Origin of the sequence: Paraburkholderia sp. J69-1, assembly GCF_905220255.1 — a bacterium.
In the GTDB taxonomy this organism is placed as follows: Bacteria; Pseudomonadota; Gammaproteobacteria; order Burkholderiales; family Burkholderiaceae; genus Paraburkholderia.
This window is the reverse complement of sequence record NZ_CAJMZG010000020.1, coordinates 15644-40187: the sequence shown is the minus strand read 5'-3', so window position 1 is coordinate 40187 and position 24544 is coordinate 15644. Positions and strand designations below refer to the sequence as shown.

Below are 24544 nucleotides of genomic sequence, written 5' to 3'. Positions count from 1 at the left end.
TGTTGTGATATATTCGTAGATCGAAACGTCCCGCCCTGGATCCCCGATGAAGCAAAGCCCACGCGGCCTGAAAAAGGCCGATTTCGAGCAACTGTCCGAATTCCGCTATCAGATGCGCCGTTTCGAGCGCTTCTCTGAGCAGGCCGCCCAGAACGAAGGCATCACGCCGCTGCAGTATCTGTTGCTGCTGCATGTGAAGGGTTATCCTGGCCGCGAATGGGCCACCATCGGCGAACTGGCCGAGCGTCTGCAGGCGCAGCATCACGGCGTAGTCGCGCTTGTGTCACGCTGCGAAGCGCTCGAACTCGTGGAGCGTCGCGTGAGCGAGCGCGACCGCCGCCAGGTGGAAGTGCATCTGCTCGACGCCGGCGAAAAGCTGCTCGTGCGCCTCGCCGAACTGCATCGCGCGGAACTGCGCTCGCTCGAAGGCGCTTTCACCATTCCGCAAATCGACCTTTGAAGACCATGCGTTCCGACGATTCCCACAAGCGCGATTTTTCGGCCAACGCTCGCCTGCCCGGTATCGGCGCGCTGGCGGCCGTGATTGGCGCGCTCGCCACACTCGCCGCGTTCGTGCTGCTGAGCCTGATTCACTGGTTCACGAACCTGTTTTTCTTTGGCCGCTTCTCGTTCGCCGATCATTCGCCCGCGCTCAATACGCTCGGCGCGTGGGTGATCGTCGTGCCGGTGGCGGGCGGCCTGATCGTCGGGATGATGGCGCGTTTCGGTTCGGAAAAAATTCGCGGCCACGGCATTCCCGAAGCAATCGAAGCGATCCTGTTCGGCAAGAGCAAGATGTCGCCGAAGGTGGCGGTGCTCAAGCCGCTGTCGTCGGGAATCGTGATCGGCAGCGGCGGGCCGTTCGGCGCGGAAGGTCCGATCATCATGACGGGCGGCGCGCTGGGTTCGCTGCTCGCGCAGTGCGTGCGCCTCACCGCCGCGGAGCGCAAGACGCTGCTCGTGGCCGGTGCCGCCGCAGGCATGACGGCGGTGTTCGGCACGCCGGTCGCGGCCGTCCTGCTCGCGGTGGAATTGCTGCTGTTCGAATGGCGTCCGCGCAGTTTTCTGCCAGTGGCGCTTGCATGTGCCGTGGCGGGTTTCGCGCGCGCGGTGTTCTTCGGCACCCAGCCGCTGTTCGCCATGCAGACACCGCCACCTCAAGCGCTCGCGCTAGGCTCGTGTGTGATCGCCGGGCTGCTCTCGGGCGCGCTGGCTTCGGGTTTGTCGGTTTCGCTTTACAAGGTCGAAGACCTGTTCAAGCGTCTGCCGCTGCACTGGTCGTGGTGGCCCGCTATCGGCGGTCTGGCGGTGGGGATCGGCGGATATATCGAGCCGCGCGCGCTGGGCGTGGGCTATGACGTGATCGGCGATTTGCTGCATCAACATATTCTGTTGCAGGCGGCCGTGGCGATTCTCGCCGTGAAGGCCGTGATCTGGGTCATCGCGCTTGGTTCCGGCACGTCGGGCGGCGTGCTCGCGCCGCTGCTGATGCTGGGCGCCGGGCTGGGATGCGTGCTCAGTCACGTGCTGCCCGGCAGCGATCCCGCGCTGTGGCCGCTAGTGTGCATGGCCGCGACGCTCGGCGCCACGCTGGGTGCGCCGCTCACGGCCATCGTGTTCGCCTTCGGCCTCACGCACGACGGCAATGCGCTGCTGCCTTTGCTCGCCGCGACGCTGGTCGCGCACGGTTTCGCGACCGTTGTGATGAAGCGCTCGATCATGACCGAGAAGATTGCGCGGCGTGGGTATCACATCTATCGCGAATATAGTGTCGATCCGCTGGAGCGTCATTACGTCGATGAGGTGATGACGCGTCAGGTCGAATCGATCGACGCGAACATGAGCGTGCGCGAAGCGTTGACGCGCTTCTTCGGCACGACGCAGCAGCGGCGCGCGTGGCCCGTGGTGCGTGACGGCCAGGTGCTAGGCGTGGCGGATCGCGCGATGCTCGAAGCGGTGCGCGCGGATGAAGCGCTCGATCAGCCGGTCGGCACGCTGTTCGCCGCGCGTACAGTGGATGTCGCGCTGCCCGAGGAAACTTGCCGCCAGATCGCCGCGCGACTTGCCGTGCATGGGCTGGAGCGGCTGCCGGTGGTGAGCGATCGCGAATCGAAGCGGCTCGTGGGCATCGTCTCGCGCAGCGATCTTGTGAAGCTGTCGCTGACGCATTTCGAGGAAGAGACCAAACGCGAACGCTTCCGCCGTATCGGCACGGGCGGCGGCAAGCGGCGGTTTCCGCCAGTGCGTCGCGCGGGCTGAGGCCGCGTACGCACGCAGCAGAGAACTGTCGCGCGATACGGGCGGATCTTCTGCTGCTTGCTGAACTCCGCTGCATTAGGTCTCGACGCTTCAACATCCCTCTTTTCTGATTTAATGGCATCGCACGGAATTGGCTGTTAGTTGCGATGCGTCACTCCGATTTGCGCCATTCGAGTGCCAGAGCGCGTTGCATGCACTGCTGCGGTGCATCACATCCGATCTAAATCCGGCCTGCGCCCCGCCGCTGCGCCTTCTTCGCCCTCATTTCGTGCGGAGCACAAACTGGCACGCACCTTGCTGAAAAGATGACGTGTGCCGCAACGATGCGGCGCGCCACGTACGACGACGCCCCACACGTCGCGATCCATTTCAGTCGGGCAATGCTGTTCGACTCGCGAGGCAAACGCATCGAGCCAACCGGCTCGCGCGATGCGCCACGTCGAAAGCCTTCATGCCATCGACCCAAGAAACACCATGCTGCGCGTCCTGCTCGTAACCGACACCGACAAGCCCATCGGCGATCTGCGCGACGCGCTCGCGCGCCTGGGCTACGACATGCTCGCCGAGCCCGCGACGCCCCAGGCGCTGCATCGCGTCGTCGAACGCGAGCGGCCGGACGTCATCATCATCGATACCGAATCGCCCTCGCGCGACACGCTCGAACAGCTCGCAGTGATGAACGCCACCGCGCCGCGTCCCGTGCTGATGTTCAGCAACGACGCCAATCAGCAATTGATCCGCTCGGCGGTCAATGCGGGCGTGACGGCGTATCTCGTCGAAGGTCTCGCTGGCGAGCGCATCGCGCCGATTCTCGAAGTCGCGCTCGCGCGTTTCGCGCAGGAAGCGCAACTGCGCGAGCGTCTGACCCAGGCCGAGAACGAACTCGCCGAGCGCAAGCTGATCGACCGCGCCAAGCGAATCCTGATGGAACAACAGAAGTTGACCGAGCCCGCCGCCTACGCTTCGCTGCGCAAGCGCGCGATGAACCAGAGCCTCAAGCTCGCCGAAGTCGCCCGCCAGATCGTCGCGGCCGCCGACGCGCGCGAGCGCGACGCATGAACTCGCCTATGAATGCCACCGCCAACCCAGGCGCCGCGCCGTCCACACCGGCCGCGCGGCTCGAAAAGACCCATCTGAAGATCGGCTTCGTGCCGCTCGCCGATGCCGCGCCCGTCGTCGCCGCGAAGCTGCTGGAGTTCGGCCACGCCCACGGCCTCACGCTCGAACTGTCGCGACAGCCGACGTGGGCCGCGCTGCGCGACAAGCTGCTGGCCGGCGAGCTGGACGCCGCGCACTCGCTGTATGGGCTCGTGTATGGCGTGCAGCTCGGCATTGGCGGGCCGCAGACAGACATGGCCGTACTGATGGTGCTCAACCGCAATGGCCAGGCGATTTCGCTATCGAACCGTCTCGCCGATGCGCTCACCAAACACGGCACCTTGCCGCGCGCGCTCGCCACGCTCGGTCGCAAGCCCGTGTTCGCGCAGACTTTCCCGACCGGCACGCACGCGATGTGGCTGTATTACTGGCTCGCTTCGCAGGGCGTGCATCCGCTGCGCGACATCGACAGCGTGGTGATTCCGCCGCCGCAGATGGTGGCGGCGCTGGCCGAAGAGCGGCTCGACGGCCTGTGCGTGGGCGAGCCCTGGCCCGCCCTAGCGCAGCGTCGCGGCGTGGGGCGCACGGTGATCCGCAGCGGCGAGATCTGGCCGGATCATCCGGAAAAAGTGCTGGCCTGCCGGCGCGATTTTGTCGCCAGCAATCCGAATACGGCGCGCGCACTGGTGCAGGCGATGCTGGAAGCGTGCCGATGGCTCGACGGCGCGGGCCATCGCAGGGAAATTGCGCAGTGGCTTGCGCGGCCCGAAATGCTGGGCGCGGATGCCGATCTGATTGCGGCGCGGCTGGAGGGTGAGGCGGGATTGAGCGCGTCCGAGATGAAGTTCTTCGAGGACGGCGCGGTGAATTATCCGGTGGAGTCGGAAGGCGTCTGGTTTCTGACGCAATTCGAGCGCTGGGGCATGCTGGCGCCGCGTACCGACTATGCCGGGATCGCCAGCGCACTGAATCAGACGGCGCTTTATCGGGAAGCGGCGGGGGCGATGGGAATTTCGGTGCCTGCGGTATTGCCCAGGCCGGTGTTCGTCGATGGACACACCTGGGATGGGGAGAATGCGGCGGCGTATGTGGAGGAGTTTGAGATCAGAAGCGCTAGTCGTTGAGCCAGTTGTCGAGTTTCACGCCGAGATAATGCACGAAATCGCGTTCGTTATTCGTCACCAGCACGACGTCGAGCGCCATTGCATGAGCGGCGATCAGTTTGTCCAGGTGGTCTTGCGCTCACGCGTGGCTTGCCGAATAGGCCCATAAGCCACTGCAGCCGCCGCATCGAACAGGGCAACCGGGATATCTTCGATCAAGGCCGCCAGATTGCGCTTTTGCCGCGCGTGACTGGCCGACATGGCGACGCCATATTCCAGTTCGGCGTAGGTAGTCGCCGACGTCACAACGTCGCCGACATAGCATTGTGCAAAGCGCCTAATTAATGGGGGATATATCACTGGAGAGAGGTTGAAACAGGCGTCTCTACGTGAGGCAGCCTCGCACTATTAATTCACACTGCCAATCAATATAAGAATGCCGTTTACGGTAACTGTCTGCGATTCAGGTCAATAAAAAACGCCGCACTGCATGCGCCATCAGGCAGCGCGTGCAGTGCGGCGTTTTCCTCGCGAGAGTACGTCCCGCTTATTTCACCACCACTTCCGTATGGCCCACGACCGGCGGCTTTTCGAAGTACGGGCCAACCAGGCGGCGCCATTCCTGGAAGTCGGCGGATTCGCGGAAGTGGACCATGTGATCCTCGAGGGTCTCCCACTGCACGACCAGCACGTACTGGTTCGGCTCTTCCACGCCGCGTTGCAGCTCGACCGCCAGGCAGCCGCGCGCGCGATGGAAAAGCGGCAGCGCCTGCGTGACGCCCGCTTCGAATTCGGCGTTCTTGCCTGCCAACACCGTGATATGCGCCATTTCGTAGACCACGTTCTGCTCCTTGCTATGCGTTGATTCGTTGATGCGTCGGGATGTGCGCCTTCGCCGTAGCTGACGCGCTCGCCACGTTATCACGGCTGCACGTTCGACCACACGCTCACTTTCCGCGCTTCATGACGGAATCAGGGGGATACCAGAAGTCACGGGACATATTGAATCCATAGGTCTTGCCGTCGTAGTGCAGCACAGTGCGCTTCGTGTACATGCCTGTCTCGGCCCATTGCAGCTTTTTTACCTCTTCGCGTGTGACTCGTGCGCTGAGCGCGAGATCTGCGAAACCGCGGCTGGCGGTCTTTTCGACAGCAATCGTAATGGTAGCGTCCGCGCCGTGTGTCTGGTCGAAGCCGGGACCGCACGAATTCGGGGCAATGCTAGCCCAGCCATAGAGATTCGTGCCTAATACAGCACGCAGCGCGCTGCCTTCTCGCACGTAGAGCGTCAACTCCTGGTCCGCAGCCGCATCGGCGCAATTCGGGCCGCGTCCACTGCTATTGAACACCACACCGAACGCGCGTACGTCGGGCGAAAGCCAATACGGCGCGGTATCGATGCGAAAGCTACCGACCTGCTCCGACGGGTCTTCTTCGATCGTGGAACGCGTAGCCGCAATCACCTGATCGCCTTTAACCAGCGCGACGACCTGCGCAATCTGGCCATCATCGCTATTCGGACCAACATGATCCGTATCGAACGCGAGCGCTGCAATCGTCGTATCCGGCGCATCCGGCATCGCCTTGCAGGACGCCGCCGCAAGCACGCCATCGCCATTGCTCCAGGACGCGAGATTGCCTTTCACGCCCGCCCACTTCGCCACCGATGCGACGACATCATCGCCGCAAGGCTGATCTTCGCTGGCTTGAGCAGGAGTCGAGAGTGTCGCAACGACTGCCAACGCGAGCGGCAGGAATGTACGCATAAGACCGGTTTCCCCATTGAGCTTGAGAAGCGCGAAGGAGAATACCGCAAGACGAAACGCGGCGCATGCAGGAAACCCACATGCGCCGCGTTCGGAGAACAGAGGACAATCAGAACTTCGTATGCAGACCCACTCGTGCGACCGCCTGGGTCTGACCGCTCGATGCGCCATCCGAGCTGTTCATGCCGTTGATCTGCGCATTGCCGCCCGAGCTGGCACGCTGATACACGCCGAGCACATACACGCTGGTGCGCTTGGACAGCGCGTAATCGACAATCGCCGCCAGCTGGTGCGCGTGATTGTTATCGACCACGTCGTTACCCTTCATGTACATATACGACGCACCCGCGCTCAGCGCCGGCGTGAAGTAGTAATGCGCGCCCACCGAGCCCTCATACACGGAACCGCCGTTATAAGAGTTGTGCACCGTCGTGAACAGCGCGTTGGTGATCCAGTTGCCAAACTTGTAATGCGCACCGATACCCCAGTTACGCACGCTCACGTCGCCTTCGCCGCTCACCACGTACTTGAGGTTCGTGTACGCCGCATTCACACCGAAGTTTTCGTGCGCGTAGTTCAGCGCGAAGCTCGAACCGTTGCCCGTACCGATCGAACCCGCCACGTTGCCGAAGCTGTACATCGCGCCCGCGCTGAAGCCGCCGAACGTCGGCGAAACGTATTTCACCGAGTTGTTGACGGTCTCGCCCGCCATGCGGTCCCAGTCAAACGCGCCGGTCGCGTTGCTCGGCAGCGCGAGCTTGTCGAACGGACCCGCGCGGAAGTCGTAGAAGTGACCCGACAGTTCGGCCGGATCATCGCCCGCGAAATACAGCGAGTCCGTCATGAAGTCGTACTGGTTACCCAGCGAGAGCTTGCCGTAGACGGGGTTGCTCAGGCCGACGATCGACGTGCGGCTAAAGAGGCTCTTGTTCGGCATGAAGCTGCCGTTGTCGATCTGAAACTGGTTGACGAGCTGGAAGAACGCCTTGCTGCCGCCACCCAGATCTTCCGTGCCGGTGATGCCCCAGAGGTTCGGGCCGTTCACGCCGTCGTCCATCTTCACATTGCCGTGGCCGCCCTGATTGCTCACGTAGGTGATGCCCGTATCCATCATCCCGTAGAGCGTCACGCTGCTTTGTGCGAACACCGGGCCTGCGCAGATCACCCCCGCCAGCGCGGCGATTATTTTTTTGTACTGCTTACCGTTTGCCATTCTCCAAGCCTCCTGTTTATAGATCTAGATCGTCTTGTTTGTATTCGTCGATTGTGGCGGGTGCGAACGCGACGTTCAGGCGTCCGCGACCGGCGCAGTAATGAAGCGCAGTGCGAGGCGGTTGAGCAGGATCGCAGCGGCAGCCACCAGAGCGGGCACGGCCAGCACCGAGAACACCGTCGAGAAGCTGAAGCCCAGCGACAGCAGCACGCCACCCACGAACGAACCGAGAATGCCGCCCAGCCGGCCGAAGCCCAGCATCCAGCTCACGCCCGTGGCACGGGCACGCGTCGGGTAGCAGCTCGGTGCGAGTGCGTTGAGGCCCGTTTGCGCGCCGCTCATGAAGAAGCCTGCGCAAGCCACCAGCACGGTCAGCATGCTGGATTTGAGCGTGCCCATACCCAAAGCGAAGATGAACACGCCGCCCAGCAGATAAGCCGCGCCAATCACGGCGTTGCGGTCGAGACGGTCCATGGCGAAGCCCACCACGATCGCGCCCACCGTGCCGCCCAACTGGAACATGCCGGTAATCGCCGCTGCGCGCTCGACCGGAAGACCTGCGTCCTTGATCAACGTCGGCAGCCAGCCGGTGAGCAGATAAATGATCAGGAGTCCCATGAAGTAGGTAACCCACAGCATCAGCGTGCTCATGGCGTAGCCATCGGCGAACAGCATGCGTACTGGCGCCTTGGCGGCAACGGCCGGTTCCGGCGAGGTGAAGCGAGTCGTGGCGGCGAAGCGATGACCGCTGACACGCGAGAGCGTTGCGGCAATACGTTCGGCGGAGAAGCGGCGAACCAGCAGGAAGCGTGCGGATTCCGGCAGCAGACCCATCAGCACCGGCACGAACAGAATCGGCAGCACACCGCCGAAGACGAACACACCACGCCAGCCGAAGTGCGGAATCAGCGACGCCGCAACAAAGCCGCCCATGCCCGAGCCGAAGTTAAAGCCCGTGAACATGATGGTCAGCAACAGCGAACGGCTTTTCGAAGGCACGTATTCGGAGAGCAGCGTCGTCGAGTTCGGCATGGCCGCGCCCAGACCGAGGCCCGTGAGGAATCGCAGCGCGACCAGTTGGCCCGGCGTATTCGCGAAGGCGCACAACAGGCTGAAAAGACCGAAGCATGCAACCGAGCCAAGCAGCACTTTCTTGCGGCCGATGCGGTCTGCTGACGGTCCCGCGACCAGCGCGCCAATGGCGAGGCCCACCATCGCCGCGCTCATCACCGGGCCGAATGCGGCGCGCGTGATCGACCATTCCTTCATGACGACCGGCGCAACGAAGCCCATCACGGCCGTGTCGAGCCCATCGAGCGTCACGATCAGAAAACAGAGGGCGAGGACGAGCCATTGAAAGCCCGACATCCTGCGGGAATCGATAAAGCCCTTGATATCCACTGCATCAGCAGAGTTCATGCGTGTCTCCGAAGTTAATATTTCCCCGCTCGCGCGCTTCGTCGGCGCGGGAGTGTGTTGCTACAAGCTACTGCGGATCAATCGGCAGGCGCGCCGTGTTCGGGTGGCGCGCCCGCGGCCAGTCAAGCGGTCAAACTGCGTCGGGCACCTGACGCGTTTTCAGGAACGCTTCGAGCGATTCGCCCCGCATGCACGCGTACATGCCCAGATTGGTGATCTTCACGACACGCGCGAACTTCTCCAGCACGAAGAAACACACGCCGTACTGCACGAGGCCGAGCCAGTCGGTGTTGTCGACCAGCGTGCGCTCTTCGGTCGTGAGCGCGGCGGCATCGTAGGCCGCCTTGCGATCGCCCAGCCACAGCTCGCGCGCGGCCGGCGTGCGCATCATCCAGAAGAAGCGGTTCAGACGCATCGCCTTGATACTCAGGCGGATGTCGAACGGATACGTACCGGTCAGCGCTTCGACGCCTTCGAGTTGCGGATTCATCGTGCGCCCTCCTCGTTACCTTCCGCGACGTTCTCGTAGATCGTCACGGCCATCGCCGTGCTGGTCGCGAGGTAGTAGTTGCGGTGCACTTCCTTGATCTTCGGCGCGAGCGCGCCGCGCATCGCCAGCCACATGATCGTTTCCACGCTTTCCGCGCCGCCCAGGCGCACGTAATCCACGTGCTTCATCTTCGCGAGCCGTTCCGGGTCGTTGACGATGAGGTCGAGGAACTCCATGTCCCATTCGGTGTTGTTGAAGCCGCTGCGCTCGCCATGCACCTGATGCGAGAGGCCGCCCGTGCCCACCACCACCACGTCGAGATCTTCCTCGAACGATTCGATAGCGCGGCGCATCGCCTGACCGAGGCGATAGCAGCGGTTCGCCGTCGGCAGCGGATACTGCAGCACGTTCATTTCGAACGGCACCAGCGCCGTGGGCCAGCCGCCGTCGTGCGGCAGCATCAGCGAAAGCGGCGAGTTGCAGCCGTGATCGAGCGGCTTGTCCTGGAAGATCGTCAGATCGAATTCGTCGTTGACGAGCTGTTCGGCGATATGGATGGCCAGTTCCGGGTGACCGGCGATATCCGGCAACGGACGCTTGCCCGCGCCTTCGTCGGCGAATTCGTGCTGCGGCGAGACGCCCAGCGCGAACGTCGGATAGCAGTCGAAGAAGAAGCTGTTGGCGTGATCGTTGTAGAACATCACCAGCACGTCCGGCTTGCGCTCGGCGAGCCACTGCGCAACGGGTTCGTACCCCTTGAAGAGCGGCGCCCAGGCCGGCTCGTTCTGCTTGCCCTTGTCGTACGCCATGCCGATCGTCGGCACATGCGAAGTCCCAATGCCGCCTACTATCCTTGCCATGCTGTGTTGCCCTCATGCCGGCCCGCCCGCGTCGTGCAAATGCGTGCCGGATATTACGTTCGATTACCGAAGGGACTCGCCGCGCTGTGGCGCGAAGCGGACCCTGTTGGGATACGAAATTACAGAATCGGCGTTTGCGTGGTAAGTAAGGGTAACCACTAACTTTTGCATTTCGAAGCGCTATAAACGGGCTATCCGGCGTTCCTCGGCCTTTCTCGCTGCCGCGAAAGCCACGCGCCATAACGGTTTTTGGTATCCTGAAACGAGTTGTTCGTGATTCTTCACGGCTTCACGCGGCAACCGGCCAATAAACGAAACAGATAGCAAAAGAACGAACTCGCAAGGCCGTCCGGGCGGCCCCTGGCGGGACATCGAGATGAACGAGACTACCCAGCAAACCATCGTGCAGGCGCTGCGCACACGCATCCTTTCGGGCGAGCTCGCGCCGGGCCAGCGGCTTGTCGAAGCCCACCTCGCCGAACGCCTCGGCATCTCCCGCACGCCGCTGCGTTACGCGCTGAGCGTGCTGGCCACCGAAGGGCTCGTCGAGCGCTCCGGCGGGCGTGGCTATATCGTGCGCCGTTTCAGCGTAACCGACGTGCTCAATGCAATCGACGTGCGCGGCGTGCTCGAAGGCCTGGCCGCGCGCAGCGTGGCCGAACGCGGCGTGAGCCCCGCGCTCGCGCGCGCCTTGCAGGATTGCCTGCGCGAAGGCGATGCGATTTTCCAGGCGGGTGCCGAGGCGCTCGGCGGCGAGGCGGAAGCGCACTATGCCGATATGAACGGGCGCTTTCACGCCCTGATCGTCGATGCCGCGCAGAATCACGCAGTCAGCGCGGCGCTTGGCCTCAACGACAAGATTCCCTTCGTTTCGCCGGCCACGGTCGTCTTCGACGATGCCGCGCGCCAGCAGCAATACATGATGCTGGCCTACGCGCACCGCCAGCATCACGCCATAGTCGGCGCGTTGCTCAAGGGCGAAGGCGCGCGCGTGGAGGCGCTGATGAAAGAGCACACGCACATTTCAAAGGAGAGCCTGAATCTCTCGGCCGAAAATCTGCATCTGATCGCGGGGGCCGCATGAATCCGCCGGATCTGCTCAATCTCACGCATCTGCGCGCGTTCCGCCTGGTCGCCGATACGGGCAGCGCCACGCGCGCCGCCGCCGCCCTGTACCGCGCGCAATCGGCCGTCACGCGATCGGTGCAGGAACTCGAAACCGCGCTGGGCCAGCCGCTGTTCGAGCGCAAGCCCTCGGGCATGTTGCCGACCGCCGTCGGCCGCGTTGTGCTCGATCGTTGCGCGCGCATCTTTACCGAACTCGAAGCGCTGGCGCAATGGTGCGCGGCACGCCAGACACGCCGCCGGGCGCTCGCCGAAGGCGCGCTGCCTGCGTGGCTGCTCAACACGCGGCGGCTGCAGCTATTCGTGGCGCTCGCGCGCCATCGCCATATGCCCAGCACCGCGAGCGCATTCGGCATCAGCCAGCCCGCCGTGAGCAGCGCGATGCGCGTGCTCGAAAGCGGCTCGGGCGTGACGCTTTTTCACCGCAGTCCGCGCGGCGTGCAACTGAGCACCGAAGGCGAAACCTTCCTGCTGCACGTGCGGCGCGCGCTCAACGAATTGCGGCACGTGCCCGACGACATCGCCGCCTTGCACGGCAACATTCAGGGCGCGGTCACCGTGGGTGCACTGCCGCTGGGCCGCACGCTGATCCTGCCGGCGGCCATCGCGCGCCTGAGCGCGCAGCATCCCGGCGTGCGCGTGGTCACGGATGAAAGCGCCTATGAATTGCTGGTCGCCGGCCTGCGCGCAGGCGATATCGATTTTATTCTGGGCGCGCTGCGCGAAAACGATGCGGCCAGCGGCCTCGCCAACGAACGTCTGATGGCAGAGGACATGGTCGTGCTCGCACGGCGCGATCATCCGCTCGCGCAGAAAACCGGGCTGAGTGTGGCCGATATGCGCAACGCCCAGTGGATCGTTTCGCGCCTGAATTCACCAGCGCGCGGGCTGTTCGAGGCGCAGTTCAAACGCCTGAAACTCAAGCCGCCCACGCCGACCGTCGAAACCGCCGATCTCGCCGTGATTCGCGGCCTGCTGATGGGCACGGACATGATCGCAGCGCTTTCCGCGCAGCAATTGCACTACGAGATCGCCGCGGGAGAACTCGTGGTGCTGGATGTGCCGCTGCACAACACGCGGCGCGAGATCGGGCTGACGATGCGCTCGGATAGCGCGCCGTCGCCGGGCGCGCGCGCATTGATCGACGCGATCCGGCTTGCGGTCGCGGAGGCCGCGCCTGCGGTGCGGGTGGTGGAAGGCCGCCTGAGCGGCCAGACCGCGCGCTGAACGCCGCCTCGCCATCGCGCGCGTCCACGCGCGTCCGCCAGAGCGCGCCCGATGGCGAACACGTAGTCCAACACGTAGTCCACTTCCGCATCGACACGTCCGACCAGCAAGATGCTCGCCACCTTGCTCGTAAGCGGGCCCGCCCCGCCCATACCGCCACCGGAACATGCTTCGCCGTGTTCTTTCAAATGTCATAACGTTGCGCGTGCAACGTTATTCAGAGCGCTCGCTACTGCCTGCGCTGCCGAAGCGATTTGACCCTCTCAAACGCCTCCAAAGATAGTTGTGTGCGCACTGGCCTGTCAGGTATTCATCAGGTGCTGAAAGTGTGGCGTAAACGCCGAATATGCCCTTGATCTGCGAAAACAAATAACAATCGTTCTCATTCACAGATACAATCCGCATACTTTTGAGGTTCAGCCTTTGCCGCGCATCGCCGCGGCACCGCGCCCATTCCCCAAACGATACGTCCGCCGACGAGCCGCAGGTCTCGCGAGGCGGCTGCACGACCACACGCTTCGAATTCACTATGTCCGCAACCCGTTTGCTTTCACCGCGCCTTGATGCGGCTGCGCTGTCCGCTTCGTCGATCCAGACCGCTTCGCCTGCCATGCCCGCCAGCCGCCGCGCGATTCTCGCCGCCGTCGCCGTGGCGTTCGCGCTGCCCGCCGCCGCGTTCGCCCAGGCCAGCAGCGCCGCCGCCACGACCACCACCGAACAAAGCACCAATAGCACGCTGCCCACCGTCAAGGTGCAGGCCGCCAGGGACACGCTGGCCGGCGATCTCGCGCCGACTTACGGCGGCGGTCAAATCGCGCGCGGCGGCAACTTCGGCATGCTCGGCCAGAAGAACAACATCGACGTGCCGTTCTCGATGACGACCTACACGGCCAAGGCCATCGCCGACAAGCAGGCGCGCACCGTCGCCGACGTACTTCAGAATGATCCGGCGGTGCGCACGGCGTACGGCTACGGCAACTTCCAGGAGGTCTACGTCATTCGCGGATTCCAGCTCGATAGCGATGACGTCTCCCTCAACGGCCTGTACGGCATCACGCCGCGCCAGATGGTGGAAACGCCGGCGCTCGAACGCGTGGACGTGTTCAAGGGCGCGAGCGCCTTCCTGAACGGCGCGTCGCCGAACGGCAGCTCGATCGGCGGCAGCGTGAACCTGCAGCTCAAGCGCGCCGACGACAAGCCGATCACCCAGGTCACGCTCGAAGGCAGCGCTTCGGGCGAGTTCGGCACGCGTGTCGATGTGGGTCGTCGTTTCGGCGATCAGGACCAGTTCGGCATTCGCGTGAACCAGGCAAACCGCGACGGCGAAACCAGCATCGACGGCGAACACCGCCGCAACAGCCAGACCGCCGTGGCGCTCGACTGGCGCGGCGAGAAAGTGCGCGTCGAAGGCGATTTCCTGTATCAGCGTCAACACGTTTCGGACGGCCGTCCGGTGGTGTACGTCTCGGGTACGGAAATTCCGTCGGTGCCGTCTGCGACTTATAACTATGCCCAGACCTGGTCGTACAGCTCGACCGAAGACACCGTCGGTATCCTGCGCGCCGAATACGACTTTATGCCGGGCTGGACCGCCTACGTGGCGGGCGGCGCGCGCCATAGCAACGAGTCGGGCCAGTATTCGTCGCCGTATTACACGAGCCCTGGCGTCACCACGGGTTCGCGCATGTTCGTGCCGCGCAAGGAAGACGCGACATCGGCGGAAGTGGGCGTGCGCGGCCACTTCAACACCGGTCCGGTCAGCCATTTCGTGACGGCGGGCGCGTCGATCGTGAGCGTGCATACGGAATCGGCGTGGAACATGTCGGGCAGCTTCAACACCGACCTCTACAACACGCCGCAAGTAGCTACGCCCGCGTCGAAGTACTACTCGCAGGGTCTGGACGGAAATCTGCCGCTGACCTCGACCAGCCTGATGCGCAGCGTGGCTGTGTCCGACACGCTCGGCTTCCTGCACGATCGCGTGCTGTTCACGGTGGGCGTGCGTCATCAGGAAATCAACTCGAACGCGTATTCGTCGTCGACGCTGCTGCAGACCGAGGCCTACAACGATTCGATCACAACGCCGCTGTTCGGCGTCGTGTTCAAGGCGACCAATAACCTGTCGTTCTACGCGAACCGCAGCGAATCGCTCTCCGCGGGCGACCAGGCGCCGAGTACGGCGAAGAATAACGGCGCGCTGCTCGCGCCGGAGCGCACCAAACAGTATGAAGTGGGCGCGAAGTACGACACCGGCAAATACGGCGCGCAACTCGCGCTGTATCAGCTCGAAAAGCCGCAGAGCTATACCAATAGCGCGGGCTATTACGTGGCCGACGGCAACGAACGCCATCGCGGCGTGGAAGCGTCGGTGTTCGGCGAGGTGTACAAAGGCGTGCGTCTGATGGCGGGCGCGACCTACATCAACGCGGTGCAGCTGGACACGGGTACGAACGACGGCAATCGTCCGATCGGCGTACCGAGCTTCATGTTCAACCTGGGCGCGGAATACGATCTGCCGTGGGTGCCGGGCCTGACGTTCTCGGCGCGCTACACGCACACCGGTCCGCAGTATCTGAACACGACCAACACGCTGTCGATCAAGGCATGGGACACGGTCGATCTCGGCGCGCGCTACAAGACGAACCTGTTCGGCCGCGACACGACCTTCCGCGCCGACGTGTTCAACCTGACCAACAAGGCCTACTGGAGCTCGACGACCGGCGGCTATCTGACGATGGGCGCACCGCGCACGGTGCTGTTCTCGATGACGACGGACTTCTGATCGCGCTTGCGCGCTTCACGAGCGTCATGAGTGAAGTGAAAACGCCGGTGCTGCATGCAGCACCGGCGTTTTTTTATCCGCGCAACAAGAGCGCTTCAACCGCCGACGACGGTGATCGCAAAACCATCCCAGCCCTTGCTGCCCACGGTCTGCACCGCCGTCGTATCGAGCCGCGCGTCCTGCGTGAGCAGATCGAAGTAATTGCGCAGCCCCACGACATCGGCGTCGTGATCGTTCGGATCGGCGATGCGGCCGCTGCGCACCACGTTATCCGCGACGATGACCGTGCCCGGGCGCGCAAGCTTCAGCACGCGTTCGAGGTACTGCGGATTGCTGCGCTTGTCCGCGTCGATAAACACAAAATCGAACGGCGGCGTGCCGTCGCTCACCATCGCATCGAGCGAATCCAGCGCCAGGCCGGTCACGACCGTGACCTTTTCGCTCAAGCCCGCGCGCGCGAGATTGGCGCGCGCCACCGCCGCGTTCTCCTGACTGAATTCGAGCGACACCAGCGTGCCGTCTTCCGGCAGCGCACGCGCGAGCCAGATCGCGCTATAGCCGCCCAGCGTGCCGATTTCGAGCATGCGCCGCGCGCCCTGAATGCGCGCCAGCAGATGCAGGAACTTGCCTTGATTCGGCGCGACGTTGATGGCGCGCAGCCCCGCTTGCGCACTTGCCGCCAGCGCACCGTCGAGCGCTTCGTCCACGCCGATCAAGCGATCGGAAAACCAGTCGTCTACGGCATGCCAGGTCTGTTCGTTCATTGCGCGCTCCGCGATCGATGAAGCAGCCAGCTTAACGCGCGCACAGAACGATCTGCAGTTAGCGCCACCCGAAGATCGGCACGACAAGTCAATCAGACACGCCTGATGACTCAATTTTCTATGTGTCGATCATGATTATCGACAAGTTTTTTTCGCTTTATTTTTTGTCGATTTCCATGCAAGCCAATGCTTGCGGGCTTTCATTCGTTATGCATAGATATTGCGGAACCGTTCGAAAACATTGCTCACTCCTTCGATCCGCCGCGCGATAAGGGGGCAGGCGTGAGAGGCTTATTGCAGGCGGCTCTAGCCATGCGTTGCGCGAATGCGACTATGCACGGCCTTCTGACAATCCTTAACCATGCAAAGTAAATAAACGGTGAGCAATCATCTGCCGGTTTTGATAAGAGTCATATAAACTCCGCTGAACTCCGAACGTTGGCGCACTCCCGACTCAGGGCGGGAAATGCGGAATCGCCAATATCACCCGACGACGGCTGGCTGTGCACGACTGGGGGCAGCCGTCGCGATAAGACAAAGGGCCGTTTGCGATGCGAGTTTCCGTTCATGTCCGCCTCGGCGCGCTGATCGCCGGGCTGCTGCTGGCGTCCAGTCTTCTCGCAGCCGACAAGCTGGCCGCTGCGTCGGCAAGCAAAGCTCAGCCCAACGCCACTTCAGGCACGCCAACTGCTACACCTTCGGCCGCCGCGCCTGCGCCCGCCTCCGGGCCGGATATCGGCATCGGTCTTACGGGCGGCGTAGCGGGCAGCATCGCCACGACGCCTGGCGGCAGCGGTCCCGCGGTGATTCAAACGGCGCCCGGCAAGATCGCCATGCCGGCGGACGCCACGCCGCTCCCCGTCGGCCCGACCCGCACGCGCACCTTCTCGCTGCGCCAGATGGGCGTCTACGGTCCGATGCAATTGCGCGGGCTCGATCCCACCGGCTATATGAATGTCGATGTACGCACCGACGAAGTCGTCAACAGTGCGAAGTTGCGCCTCGTCTACACGTACTCGCCGTCGCTTATCTATCCGCTCTCGCATCTGAAGGTGATGGTCAACGGCGAAATCGTCGCGACGATTCCGCTCGTGAAGGAAACCGCCGGGCAGATGGTCACGAGTGAGATCAATCTGGACCCGCGCCTCTTCACGGACTACAACCGCATCAGCGTGCAGATGATCGCGCATTACACGCTCGATCACTGCGAAGACCCGTACCACTCGGCGCTGTGGGCCGATGTCGCGCCCGAAAGCACGCTCACGCTCAACACCACCGGCATCACGCTGCCCAACAGCCTCGCGCTGCTGCCGGTGCCGTTCTTCGATCGCCACGACAACACGCTGCTGCGCGTGCCCTTCGTGCTCGCGGCCAACGCGGGCGTGCCGACGCTCCATGCGGCCGGCGTGGTGTCGTCGTGGCTCGGCGCGCTTGCGAGCTATCGCGGCGCGCGCTTCCCGGTCGTGCGCAGCGCACCCACCGACGCCAACGCCGTCGTGCTCGCACTGCCCGGCCAGGTGCCCGCAGGTCTGACGCTACCGGAGATCAAAGGCCCGACGATCTCGGTGATAGCCAACCCCGCCGCCGATCCGCAATCGGGCCGCAAGCTGCTGGTGCTCGCCGGCCGCACGCCCGAAGAACTGGAGAAGGCCGCCGATGCGCTGGTGCTCGGCCAGGCCGGCATGTCGGGTGACAGCGTGATCGTGCAATCGGTCGATATGGGTCCGGCGCGCAAGCCTTACGACGCGCCGAACTGGGTGCCCACCGACCGCCCCGTGCTGCTGCGCGAACTCGTCAGCGATCCGCAGCAATTGCAGGTCTCGGGCTACAACCCGCCGATGATCCGCGTGAACATGCGCGTGCCCGCCGACCTCTACGCGTGGGCGCGCAGCAACGTGCCGCTCGACATCCGCTATCGCTACACGGCGCCGTCGACCTGGAACGATTCGGTGCTCAACGTGAGCATCAACGACCAGTTGGTGCGTTCGCAACGTCTGCGTCCGGTCACGCGCTCCGCCGACGAAGCGCGCATCAACGTGCCGCTGCTCACGGGCGCCGATGCGCGCGCGACGAGCAACATCGAAATTCCGGCCTTCCGCGTCGGCTCGAACAACCAGTTCCAGTTCCAGTTCCACATCGATTCGCAGAAGACCGGCCTGTGCACCTCCACCGCCACGGACGTTGCGCGCGCCGCCATCGACCCCGATTCGGTGGTTGATTTCAGCGACTTCGCGCACTATACGGCGCTGCCGAACCTGGCCTACTTCGCCAATAGCGGCTATCCGTTCACGCGCATGGCCGACCTCGCGGAATCCGCCATCGTGATTCCCGATGCGCCCAACGCGCAGGATCAGGAAGCCGTGCTGACGATGCTCGGCCATATGGGCCAGTGGACCGGCCTGCCCGCGCTGCGCGTGAAGATCGTACCCGCCAGCCAGATCGACAGCGTGAGCGGCGACGACCTGCTGGTGATCGGCTCGGGTTCCGCGGCCACGCTGCTGCAGAAGTGGGGCAAGGATCTGCCGCTGTTGATCGAGCAAGGCAAGACCGCAGTGACCACGCGCGATCAGCGCAGCGGCTGGCCGGGCTGGCTCGGCGGCACCGAAGACATGGACGACGCAACCCCGGCAGGCCGCTCGATCGTCACGCTCGGCGGGCCGATCGCCGCGCTGATCGGCTTCGAGTCGCCGCTGTCGTCGGGCCGCAGCGTGGTGGCGCTGGCCACGACATCGTCGGCGCAACTGGGCGATGTGCTCGATGCGATGGACGATGGCACCAAGGTCTCGGCGATCCATGGCGATCTGAGTCTCGTGCGCCAAAACGATGTGGAAGGGATGCGCGTGGGCGATCGTTACTTCGTCGGCGATCTGCCGTGGTATGCGCGCGTCTGGGTGCATGTCTCGCGCTATCCGTCGCTGATGGCGCTCGCGGGGATTCTCGCGGGTCTGATCGTCGCGCTTACGGTGTTCTGGGCGCTCGGGCGCATGGCCGCTCGCCGCACCGGAGACTGACGATGCGGCCGGGACCGTCCCGCCTCGCGCGCTGGCTCGCGGCTGGCGCCTGCGCGTTCGCGCCGCTTGCGCTGCCCGTCGATTCGGGCGCGGCGCAGGCGGCGAGTTCGACGCCTGCCGCTTCGGCCAAGGCGACGCCTGCATCGGCGAGCACAAGCGCCTGCGCGTGGTCCGACTGGACCGCGTTCAAGCACACCCTGCTTTCCGACGGCCGCGTGATCGACGCCAGCACGCCGCGCCAGATCACCGTGTCCGAAGGCCAGTCGTACGCACTCTTCTTCGCGCTGGTCGCGAACGACCGCGCGGCGTTCGACAAGATCCTGCAGTGGACCGAGAACAATCTGGCGCAAGGCGATCTCACCGCGCATCTGCCGGCATGGGTCTGGGGACGCACGGATATCGACGAGAAGGGCGCGCCCGTGGCTGCATCGGGTGCCTCGGCGGCGGCTTCTGCCAGCGCGGCGCAAGCCTCGAAAGGCACGTGGGGCGTGATTGATTCGAACTCCGCCAGCGACGCCGATCTCTGGATCGCCTACACGCTGCTCGAAGCGGGCCGGCTCTGGAACGTGCGCCGCTACACGGCGCTTGGCACCGTCATGGCGCGCAACATCGTACGCACCGAAACGGCCACGCTGCCGGGTCTCGGCCGCACCGTGCTGCCCGGTCCCGCAGGCTTCAGGCTCGACAAGGACACGTGGCGTCTGAACCCGAGCTACGTGCCGCTGCAGCTGATGCGCCGCTTCGCGCTGGCGCTGCCCGAGGCGAGCGAATGGAAAGCGATGCTCGACAGTTCGACGAAGCTCGTAAACGACACCGCGCCACATGGTTTCTCGCCGGACTGGGTCGTTTATCGCGGCAAGGACGGTGCGAAGAGCGGCGGCAAGAACGGCTTCGGCCCCGACGCCCCCACGCACGCCGAAAGCGCCTATAACGCCATCCGCGTGTATCTGTGGGCGGGCATGCTCGCCTATGACGATCCGCTGCGCAAAACGACGCTCGCCACCTTCACGCCGCTCTCCGGCTTCGTGGCGGCGCATGGCTTCCCGCCCGAACGCGTCGATACGCAAACCGGCACGCCGGCTTCGAACGAGGGCAACGGCGGCTTTTCGGCGGCGGTTGCGCCGTATCTGTCGGCGCTGGGCCGCACCGATCTCGCCGACGCCCAGGTCGAACGCAGCCGCACGCTCGCGCAAAAATCGCCGCCCGGCTACTACAGCAGCGTGCTGATGCTGTTCGGCCTTGGCTATCTGCAAGGCCTTTATCACTTCGACGCGCAAGGCCGCGTCGCGCCCGCATGGACTACCCGATGCCCGGCCCCGCGCTGACCGCCCTCGCCCGCCCGTCGCGTGGCCAGCAACCGCGCGTCCGTCTGCGCGCGACGCCGCGCCTGTCGTCGCTGCTCGCGCTGCTGATCGCGGCGTCGCCGTTCGTCGCGCGCGCCCAGAACGCCCAGAACACCGCGATGGTGCCGAGCGCGCAGAACTCGCCGCAGCCCGCAGCGAACGCCGCCGCGCCTTCGGCACAGGCCGCGCAACTGCTGTCGGGCGCGCGCATGTGGATGTCGAAAAACCGTCCCGACGTCGCGCAAACGCTGGTGCAAAAGGCGCTGCTGTTCAATCCGCAGCAGCTCGATGCGCTCGCGCTCATGGGCGAGGTCGAGTTGCGCATGAATCGCCCGGCCGAAGCCGCGAAGGCGCTCGCGCAGTTGCAGAAGATCGCGCCGAATGCGCCCGCCACCCAGGAACTCGCCGACGCCTATCGCGTGGCCACCAAAGACAAGAACGAACTCGCCGAAATCCGTCTGCTGGCGAATGCGGGCAAGTCCGAGGAAGCCGCCCCGCGCATGGCGAAGCTGTTCCCGAACGGCGCGCCGCGCGGCGATCTCGCGCGCGACTACTACCGCATCATGTCGGGCACGAGCGCGGGCCGCGTGCAGGTCATCAACGAACTGCGGGCGCGGTTGAAACAGAACCCGGGCGACGCGCCCTCCGCGCTGATTCTCGGCGACCTGCTGACCGATCGCGCCAGCACACGCATGGAAGGGCTGAACCTGATCTACGGCGTCTATCAGCGTCAGGACAGCAACCGCGCCGAAGCGCTCGAACTCTGGCGGCGCGCGCTCGCCAGCGCGGGCCGCGACGATCCGGCCTATTACGTCTGGTATCTGCGCTATCTGCAACAGGTGCCCGACGACACCGACACGCAGCAGACCGTCGCCGATCTCGCGAAGAAGCTCGGGCCGAACGGCGTCGCCCAGGCCAATGCGGCGGCGGCGAGCGGCAAGCCTTATGTCGTCGCATCGAATAGCGGCGGTGGAAACGGTGGTGGCAGCCAGACGCGCACGCGCCCGGCCGGTCCCGGCGCGGCGGCGCGCAATCGCGGCCTTGCGCAAATGGGGCGCGGCGATCTCAAGGATGCCGAAGCATCGCTGCAGAGCGCCCAGCGCGCCGATCCGAACGACGGCGAAACGCTCGGCGCGCTCGGTCTCGTGCGCATGCGCGAAGGCCGTCAGGACGAAGCGCGCGATCTGTTCGCACGCGCACTCAAGCTCGATCCGGATAACGCCGGCAAGTGGCGCAGCCTCGAAAAGACGGCGAGCATCTGGGGCACCATTGGCCGCGCGCGCACCGCCAATTCGCAGGGCAAGCCGGAGGAAGGCGAAGCGCTCGCCCGCCAGGCGCTCAAGCTCGATCCGGGCAATAGCGACGCCACGCGCATCCTCGCCGATTCGCTGATCGCGCAGAAGAAGTGGAACGAGGCGGAAACGCTGCTGCGCCCGCTCGTCGAAGCAAAGCAGCCCGACATGGGCGCGCTGCGCAGTCTCGTCACCGTGCTGCGCGCGACGCATCGCGACAACGAAATCGATCCGCTGATCACGGCCACGGCGCCGCGTCTGTCCGGCTCGACCGCGGAACTCAAGCGCCTGCGCGCCGACCTGCTTTCGATCCAGGCCGATCAACTGCTCGCCCAAAACCTCAAGAGCCCGGCCATCGCCAAACTCGAAGACGCCGTGCGCCTCACGCCCGACGACGCCTGGACGCGCTTCACGCTCGCGCGTCAGTATCGCGATCTGGGTTTGCCCGCGCTCGGCCGTCAAGTCATGGAAGATGGCCTGAAAGTCTCGCAGGCGCCCGACATGCACTACGCAACGGCGCTCTATCTGAATTCCGTCGATGACATGGACGGCGCCGCCGCGCAGCTCGATGCGATTCCGGTCGCCCAGCGCAGCGACGGCATGCGCGAACTGATGGGCAATCTCAAGGCGCAGAAGCAGCTTGCGCAGGCGCGCCAGCTCATCGCGCAAGGCAAGGAAGACGAAGCGCGCGCGCTGCTCGACAGCGCCGCCGCTAGCGCCACGGCCGCCAATGATCCGCAGATGCTGGCCACGGTGGGGCGTGAATGGATCGCCATCGGCGAAACCGACAAGGGGCTCAAGCTGGTGCAGGACTGGCTCGCCGCGCATCCGGGCGATCCGGCCGCGAACAGCGTGCGCGTGCGCTATGGCGAGCTGCTCGGCGCGGCCAATCGCGACGACGAGTGGGCGAAGTGGATCGACGCCACGCGCGCGCAGCCCGGCATCACCGACGAACAACGCGCGAGCCTCGACGATCAGGAACTGCGCCTCGCCGTGCGTGCCACCGACCGTCTGATCGAAGCGGGCGATCTGCGCCGCGCGCAGCGCACGCTCGACGCCGTGCCAGATCGCCTGAAGTCGAACCGCCGCTGGCTGCTCGAAGAAGCCGATGTGCTGGAAGCAAAAGGCGACTACAAGGGCGCGCTGGCCTGCGCGCAGAAGGTGCTGGCCACGCAGCCGAACGACGCCGATGCGCGCCTGACGGTCGCGCGCCTCTACGAACGCATGGGCCGCAATGCGCAGGCCGCACAGATGGTGCGCGACGTGCTCGCCGACACGCCCGAAGACGACGTCGATACGCGCCTCGCCATCGCGCGGCGCTTCACGGCGCAAGGGCTCAATCAGGACGCGCAGGATGTGGTCGATCCGCTGCGCGCGCGCTATCCGGACCGCTCGGATGTCACGACGCAGGCCGGGCGCGTGGCGCAGTCGCGCGGCGACTACGACGAAGCCGCCAGCCTCTATCGCACCTCGCAGACCCAGGAGCAGGCCGAAGGCGCGCAGCCGGACACCACCGACGGGCTGACATCGGCGGCCCGCGCGCTGCAAGGTCTGGAAGATCGCAAGCAAGGGCAGATCGCCACCGAGTGGTATCAGTCGAATCTCTCGGGCGATTCGGGCATTTCGGAGCTGCACGCCACCGAAATCCCGCTCTACGTGCGCATCCCGGATGGCTACACGGGCCACTATTTCTTCCACGCCGATACCGTCTATCTGAACGCCGGTACGCTGCCCGCCAACGATCTGCAAAGCGCGTATCAGTACGGCAAGATCGCGGCGCTCGGCAATACTGGCCTGAATCCGGTCAACGAGACGGCCACGGGCGTCGCGCTGGCGGCCGGTTACGAGTACAACCGCGCAAATACCAACTGGCGCGCCGATATCGGCAGCACGCCGATCGGCTTCCCGATCACTAGCGTGCTCGGCGGCCTGCTGTATCGCTACGATTTCCCGCACGCGTCGCTGTCGGTCGATGTGTCGCGCCGGGCCATGACGAGTACGCTCGTGTCGTATGCGGGCGGACGCGATCCCGTCACGGGCGAAACCTGGGGCGGCGTGGTGCGCAATGCGATCAGCGTGCGCGGCGCGCAGGATTTCGGTCCGGGCACGCTGTTCACGAGCGTCGGCTACGGTCTGCTGACCGGCACCAACGTGCCGACCAACCAGGAACTGCGCATCCGCAGCGGTTACGGTCTGACGGTCTGGAAGCGGCCCGACCAGAACGTGTCGAGCGGCCTCACGATCAACTTCTGGAAGTACTCGAAGAACGAGCACTTCTATACCTTCGGCAACGGCGGTTATTACAGCCCGCAAAGTTATCTGTCGTTCGGCATCCCGATCGACTGGACCGGGCGTTACAACAAGCTGTCGTGGGAGATCGACGGATCGGTAGGCGTATCGTTCACCAACGAGGACCGCTCGCCGTATTTCCCGACCAACGCCGCACTGCAGTCGCAGGCCGCCGCTTACATGGCCGCCAACGGGCTGGGCTCGCCGTATTTCGGCGGCGGTTCGGGCGGCGGCTTCAGCTATGCCGTGGAAGCCGCGCTCGAATACCGCGTGACGCCGCACTTCACGGTGGGCGGACGCTTCCGGCTCGACCGCTCACGCGATTACGCGCCGAACGTGGGCCTGCTGTATCTGCGCTACTTCTTCACGCCGCAGCACGGTCCGGTGCCGTATCCGCCGACGCCGGTCAGGCCATACTCGGAATATTGAGGCATCGTATGAAGACTTCGATGGACAACGCGCTGCCGACTCTCGCCACGACGCTGGGCCGCCCGCCTGCGCCG

At 64.6% G+C, this 24544-nt stretch carries 17 protein-coding genes and 1 pseudogene; 10 read left to right on the top strand and 8 right to left on the bottom strand.

The genetic code is table 11. The features are described 5' to 3' along the window. Positions 1-46 precede the first annotated feature (46 nt). The 4 genes from U5A67_RS29840 (at position 47) to U5A67_RS29825 (ending at position 4481) form a co-directional block, all read left to right on the top strand. Entirely contained in the window at positions 47-460 is a 414-nt protein-coding gene (locus U5A67_RS29840; RefSeq protein WP_321817142.1) for a helix-turn-helix domain-containing protein, read from the top strand. Between the two features lie 5 nt (positions 461-465). Beyond that, positions 466-2259 carry a chloride channel protein gene (locus tag U5A67_RS29835; RefSeq protein WP_321817141.1) on the top strand — a complete coding sequence of 598 codons (1794 nt, stop codon included), beginning with the start codon at positions 466-468 and terminating at the stop codon, positions 2257-2259. 474 nt (positions 2260-2733) lie between these two features. Further along, positions 2734-3318 (top strand): ANTAR domain-containing response regulator, encoded by a 585-nt coding sequence (locus U5A67_RS29830; RefSeq protein ID WP_205986090.1) that lies wholly within the window; start codon positions 2734-2736, stop codon positions 3316-3318. 8 nt (positions 3319-3326) lie between these two features. Continuing rightward, a complete protein-coding gene (locus U5A67_RS29825) occupies positions 3327-4481 on the top strand; it encodes a CmpA/NrtA family ABC transporter substrate-binding protein (protein WP_321817239.1) in 1155 nt (384 codons plus the stop codon). On the opposite strand, the pseudogene U5A67_RS29820 reads toward U5A67_RS29825, so the two are convergent. From U5A67_RS29820 to U5A67_RS29790, 7 genes and pseudogenes are all read right to left on the bottom strand, one after another. Then, positions 4471-4799, bottom strand: a pseudogene (locus U5A67_RS29820) (type II toxin-antitoxin system VapC family toxin); the annotation flags it as partial. The gene U5A67_RS29825 and the pseudogene U5A67_RS29820 overlap by 11 nt on opposite strands. A gap of 208 nt (positions 4800-5007) precedes the next feature. Further along, positions 5008-5301 (bottom strand): antibiotic biosynthesis monooxygenase, encoded by a 294-nt coding sequence (locus tag U5A67_RS29815; RefSeq protein ID WP_321817140.1) that lies wholly within the window; start codon positions 5299-5301, stop codon positions 5008-5010. A gap of 106 nt (positions 5302-5407) precedes the next feature. After that, entirely contained in the window at positions 5408-6226 is an 819-nt protein-coding gene (locus tag U5A67_RS29810; protein WP_321817139.1) for a multidrug ABC transporter ATPase, read from the bottom strand. A 109-nt stretch (positions 6227-6335) separates the two neighbouring features. Next, positions 6336-7439 (bottom strand): porin, encoded by a 1104-nt coding sequence (locus tag U5A67_RS29805; RefSeq protein ID WP_321817138.1) that lies wholly within the window; start codon positions 7437-7439, stop codon positions 6336-6338. Positions 7440-7514: 75 nt separating this feature from the next. Then, positions 7515-8858 carry an MFS transporter gene (locus U5A67_RS29800; RefSeq protein WP_321817137.1) on the bottom strand — a complete coding sequence of 448 codons (1344 nt, stop codon included), beginning with the start codon at positions 8856-8858 and terminating at the stop codon, positions 7515-7517. A 130-nt stretch (positions 8859-8988) separates the two neighbouring features. Further along, entirely contained in the window at positions 8989-9348 is a 360-nt protein-coding gene (locus U5A67_RS29795) for a protocatechuate 3,4-dioxygenase (RefSeq protein WP_321817136.1), read from the bottom strand. Further along, the gene (locus U5A67_RS29790) at positions 9345-10208 is read right to left on the bottom strand and encodes a gallate dioxygenase (RefSeq protein ID WP_205986085.1); all 864 of its coding nucleotides are present in this window, start codon (positions 10206-10208) and stop codon (positions 9345-9347) included. The genes U5A67_RS29795 and U5A67_RS29790 overlap by 4 nt, the downstream gene beginning before the upstream one ends. Before the next feature lie 376 nt (positions 10209-10584). Here U5A67_RS29790 and U5A67_RS29785 point away from each other — a divergent pair, with 376 nt between their 5' ends. The 3 genes from U5A67_RS29785 (at position 10585) to U5A67_RS29775 (ending at position 15342) form a co-directional block, all read left to right on the top strand. Beyond that, positions 10585-11292, top strand: coding sequence for a GntR family transcriptional regulator (locus U5A67_RS29785; protein WP_321817135.1), 708 nt, complete (start codon positions 10585-10587; stop codon positions 11290-11292). Continuing rightward, positions 11289-12560 carry a LysR family transcriptional regulator gene (locus tag U5A67_RS29780; protein WP_321817134.1) on the top strand — a complete coding sequence of 424 codons (1272 nt, stop codon included), beginning with the start codon at positions 11289-11291 and terminating at the stop codon, positions 12558-12560. The genes U5A67_RS29785 and U5A67_RS29780 overlap by 4 nt, the downstream gene beginning before the upstream one ends. Before the next feature lie 610 nt (positions 12561-13170). After that, positions 13171-15342, top strand: a complete 2172-nt coding sequence (locus tag U5A67_RS29775) for a TonB-dependent siderophore receptor (RefSeq protein ID WP_321817238.1) — start codon at positions 13171-13173, stop codon at positions 15340-15342. A 95-nt stretch (positions 15343-15437) separates the two neighbouring features. Here the strand turns inward: U5A67_RS29775 and U5A67_RS29770 are convergent, their stop codons facing one another. Next, positions 15438-16106 (bottom strand): O-methyltransferase, encoded by a 669-nt coding sequence (locus U5A67_RS29770; RefSeq protein WP_321817133.1) that lies wholly within the window; start codon positions 16104-16106, stop codon positions 15438-15440. A gap of 551 nt (positions 16107-16657) precedes the next feature. Here U5A67_RS29770 and bcsB point away from each other — a divergent pair. The 3 genes from bcsB to U5A67_RS29755 are packed head-to-tail and all read left to right on the top strand — an operon-like array spanning position 16658 to position 24470. Then, entirely contained in the window at positions 16658-19117 is a 2460-nt protein-coding gene (gene bcsB, locus U5A67_RS29765) for a cellulose biosynthesis cyclic di-GMP-binding regulatory protein BcsB (protein ID WP_321817132.1), read from the top strand. A 2-nt stretch (positions 19118-19119) separates the two neighbouring features. After that, entirely contained in the window at positions 19120-20442 is a 1323-nt protein-coding gene (gene bcsZ, locus U5A67_RS29760; RefSeq protein WP_321817131.1) for a cellulose synthase complex periplasmic endoglucanase BcsZ, read from the top strand. Continuing rightward, complete coding sequence (locus U5A67_RS29755) at positions 20412-24470, top strand: cellulose synthase subunit BcsC-related outer membrane protein (RefSeq protein ID WP_321817130.1); 4059 nt, start codon at positions 20412-20414, stop codon at positions 24468-24470. Before bcsZ ends, U5A67_RS29755 begins: the two co-directional genes overlap by 31 nt. Positions 24471-24544 lie beyond the last annotated feature (74 nt).

Coding starts and splice junctions, on each gene's coding strand:
- U5A67_RS29840 (WP_321817142.1), top strand. CDS start 47: ATGAAGCAAAGCCCACGCGGCCTGAAAAAGGCCGATTTCGAGCAACTG.
- U5A67_RS29835 (WP_321817141.1), top strand. CDS start 466: ATGCGTTCCGACGATTCCCACAAGCGCGATTTTTCGGCCAACGCTCGC.
- U5A67_RS29830 (WP_205986090.1), top strand. CDS start 2,734: ATGCTGCGCGTCCTGCTCGTAACCGACACCGACAAGCCCATCGGCGAT.
- U5A67_RS29825 (WP_321817239.1), top strand. CDS start 3,327: ATGAATGCCACCGCCAACCCAGGCGCCGCGCCGTCCACACCGGCCGCG.
- U5A67_RS29810 (WP_321817139.1), bottom strand. CDS start 6,226: ATGCGTACATTCCTGCCGCTCGCGTTGGCAGTCGTTGCGACACTCTCG.
- U5A67_RS29805 (WP_321817138.1), bottom strand. CDS start 7,439: ATGGCAAACGGTAAGCAGTACAAAAAAATAATCGCCGCGCTGGCGGGG.
- U5A67_RS29800 (WP_321817137.1), bottom strand. CDS start 8,858: ATGAACTCTGCTGATGCAGTGGATATCAAGGGCTTTATCGATTCCCGC.
- U5A67_RS29795 (WP_321817136.1), bottom strand. CDS start 9,348: ATGAATCCGCAACTCGAAGGCGTCGAAGCGCTGACCGGTACGTATCCG.
- U5A67_RS29790 (WP_205986085.1), bottom strand. CDS start 10,208: ATGGCAAGGATAGTAGGCGGCATTGGGACTTCGCATGTGCCGACGATC.
- U5A67_RS29785 (WP_321817135.1), top strand. CDS start 10,585: ATGAACGAGACTACCCAGCAAACCATCGTGCAGGCGCTGCGCACACGC.
- U5A67_RS29780 (WP_321817134.1), top strand. CDS start 11,289: ATGAATCCGCCGGATCTGCTCAATCTCACGCATCTGCGCGCGTTCCGC.
- U5A67_RS29775 (WP_321817238.1), top strand. CDS start 13,171: ATGCCCGCCAGCCGCCGCGCGATTCTCGCCGCCGTCGCCGTGGCGTTC.
- U5A67_RS29770 (WP_321817133.1), bottom strand. CDS start 16,106: ATGAACGAACAGACCTGGCATGCCGTAGACGACTGGTTTTCCGATCGC.
- bcsB (WP_321817132.1), top strand. CDS start 16,658: ATGCGAGTTTCCGTTCATGTCCGCCTCGGCGCGCTGATCGCCGGGCTG.
- bcsZ (WP_321817131.1), top strand. CDS start 19,120: ATGCGGCCGGGACCGTCCCGCCTCGCGCGCTGGCTCGCGGCTGGCGCC.
- U5A67_RS29755 (WP_321817130.1), top strand. CDS start 20,412: ATGGACTACCCGATGCCCGGCCCCGCGCTGACCGCCCTCGCCCGCCCG.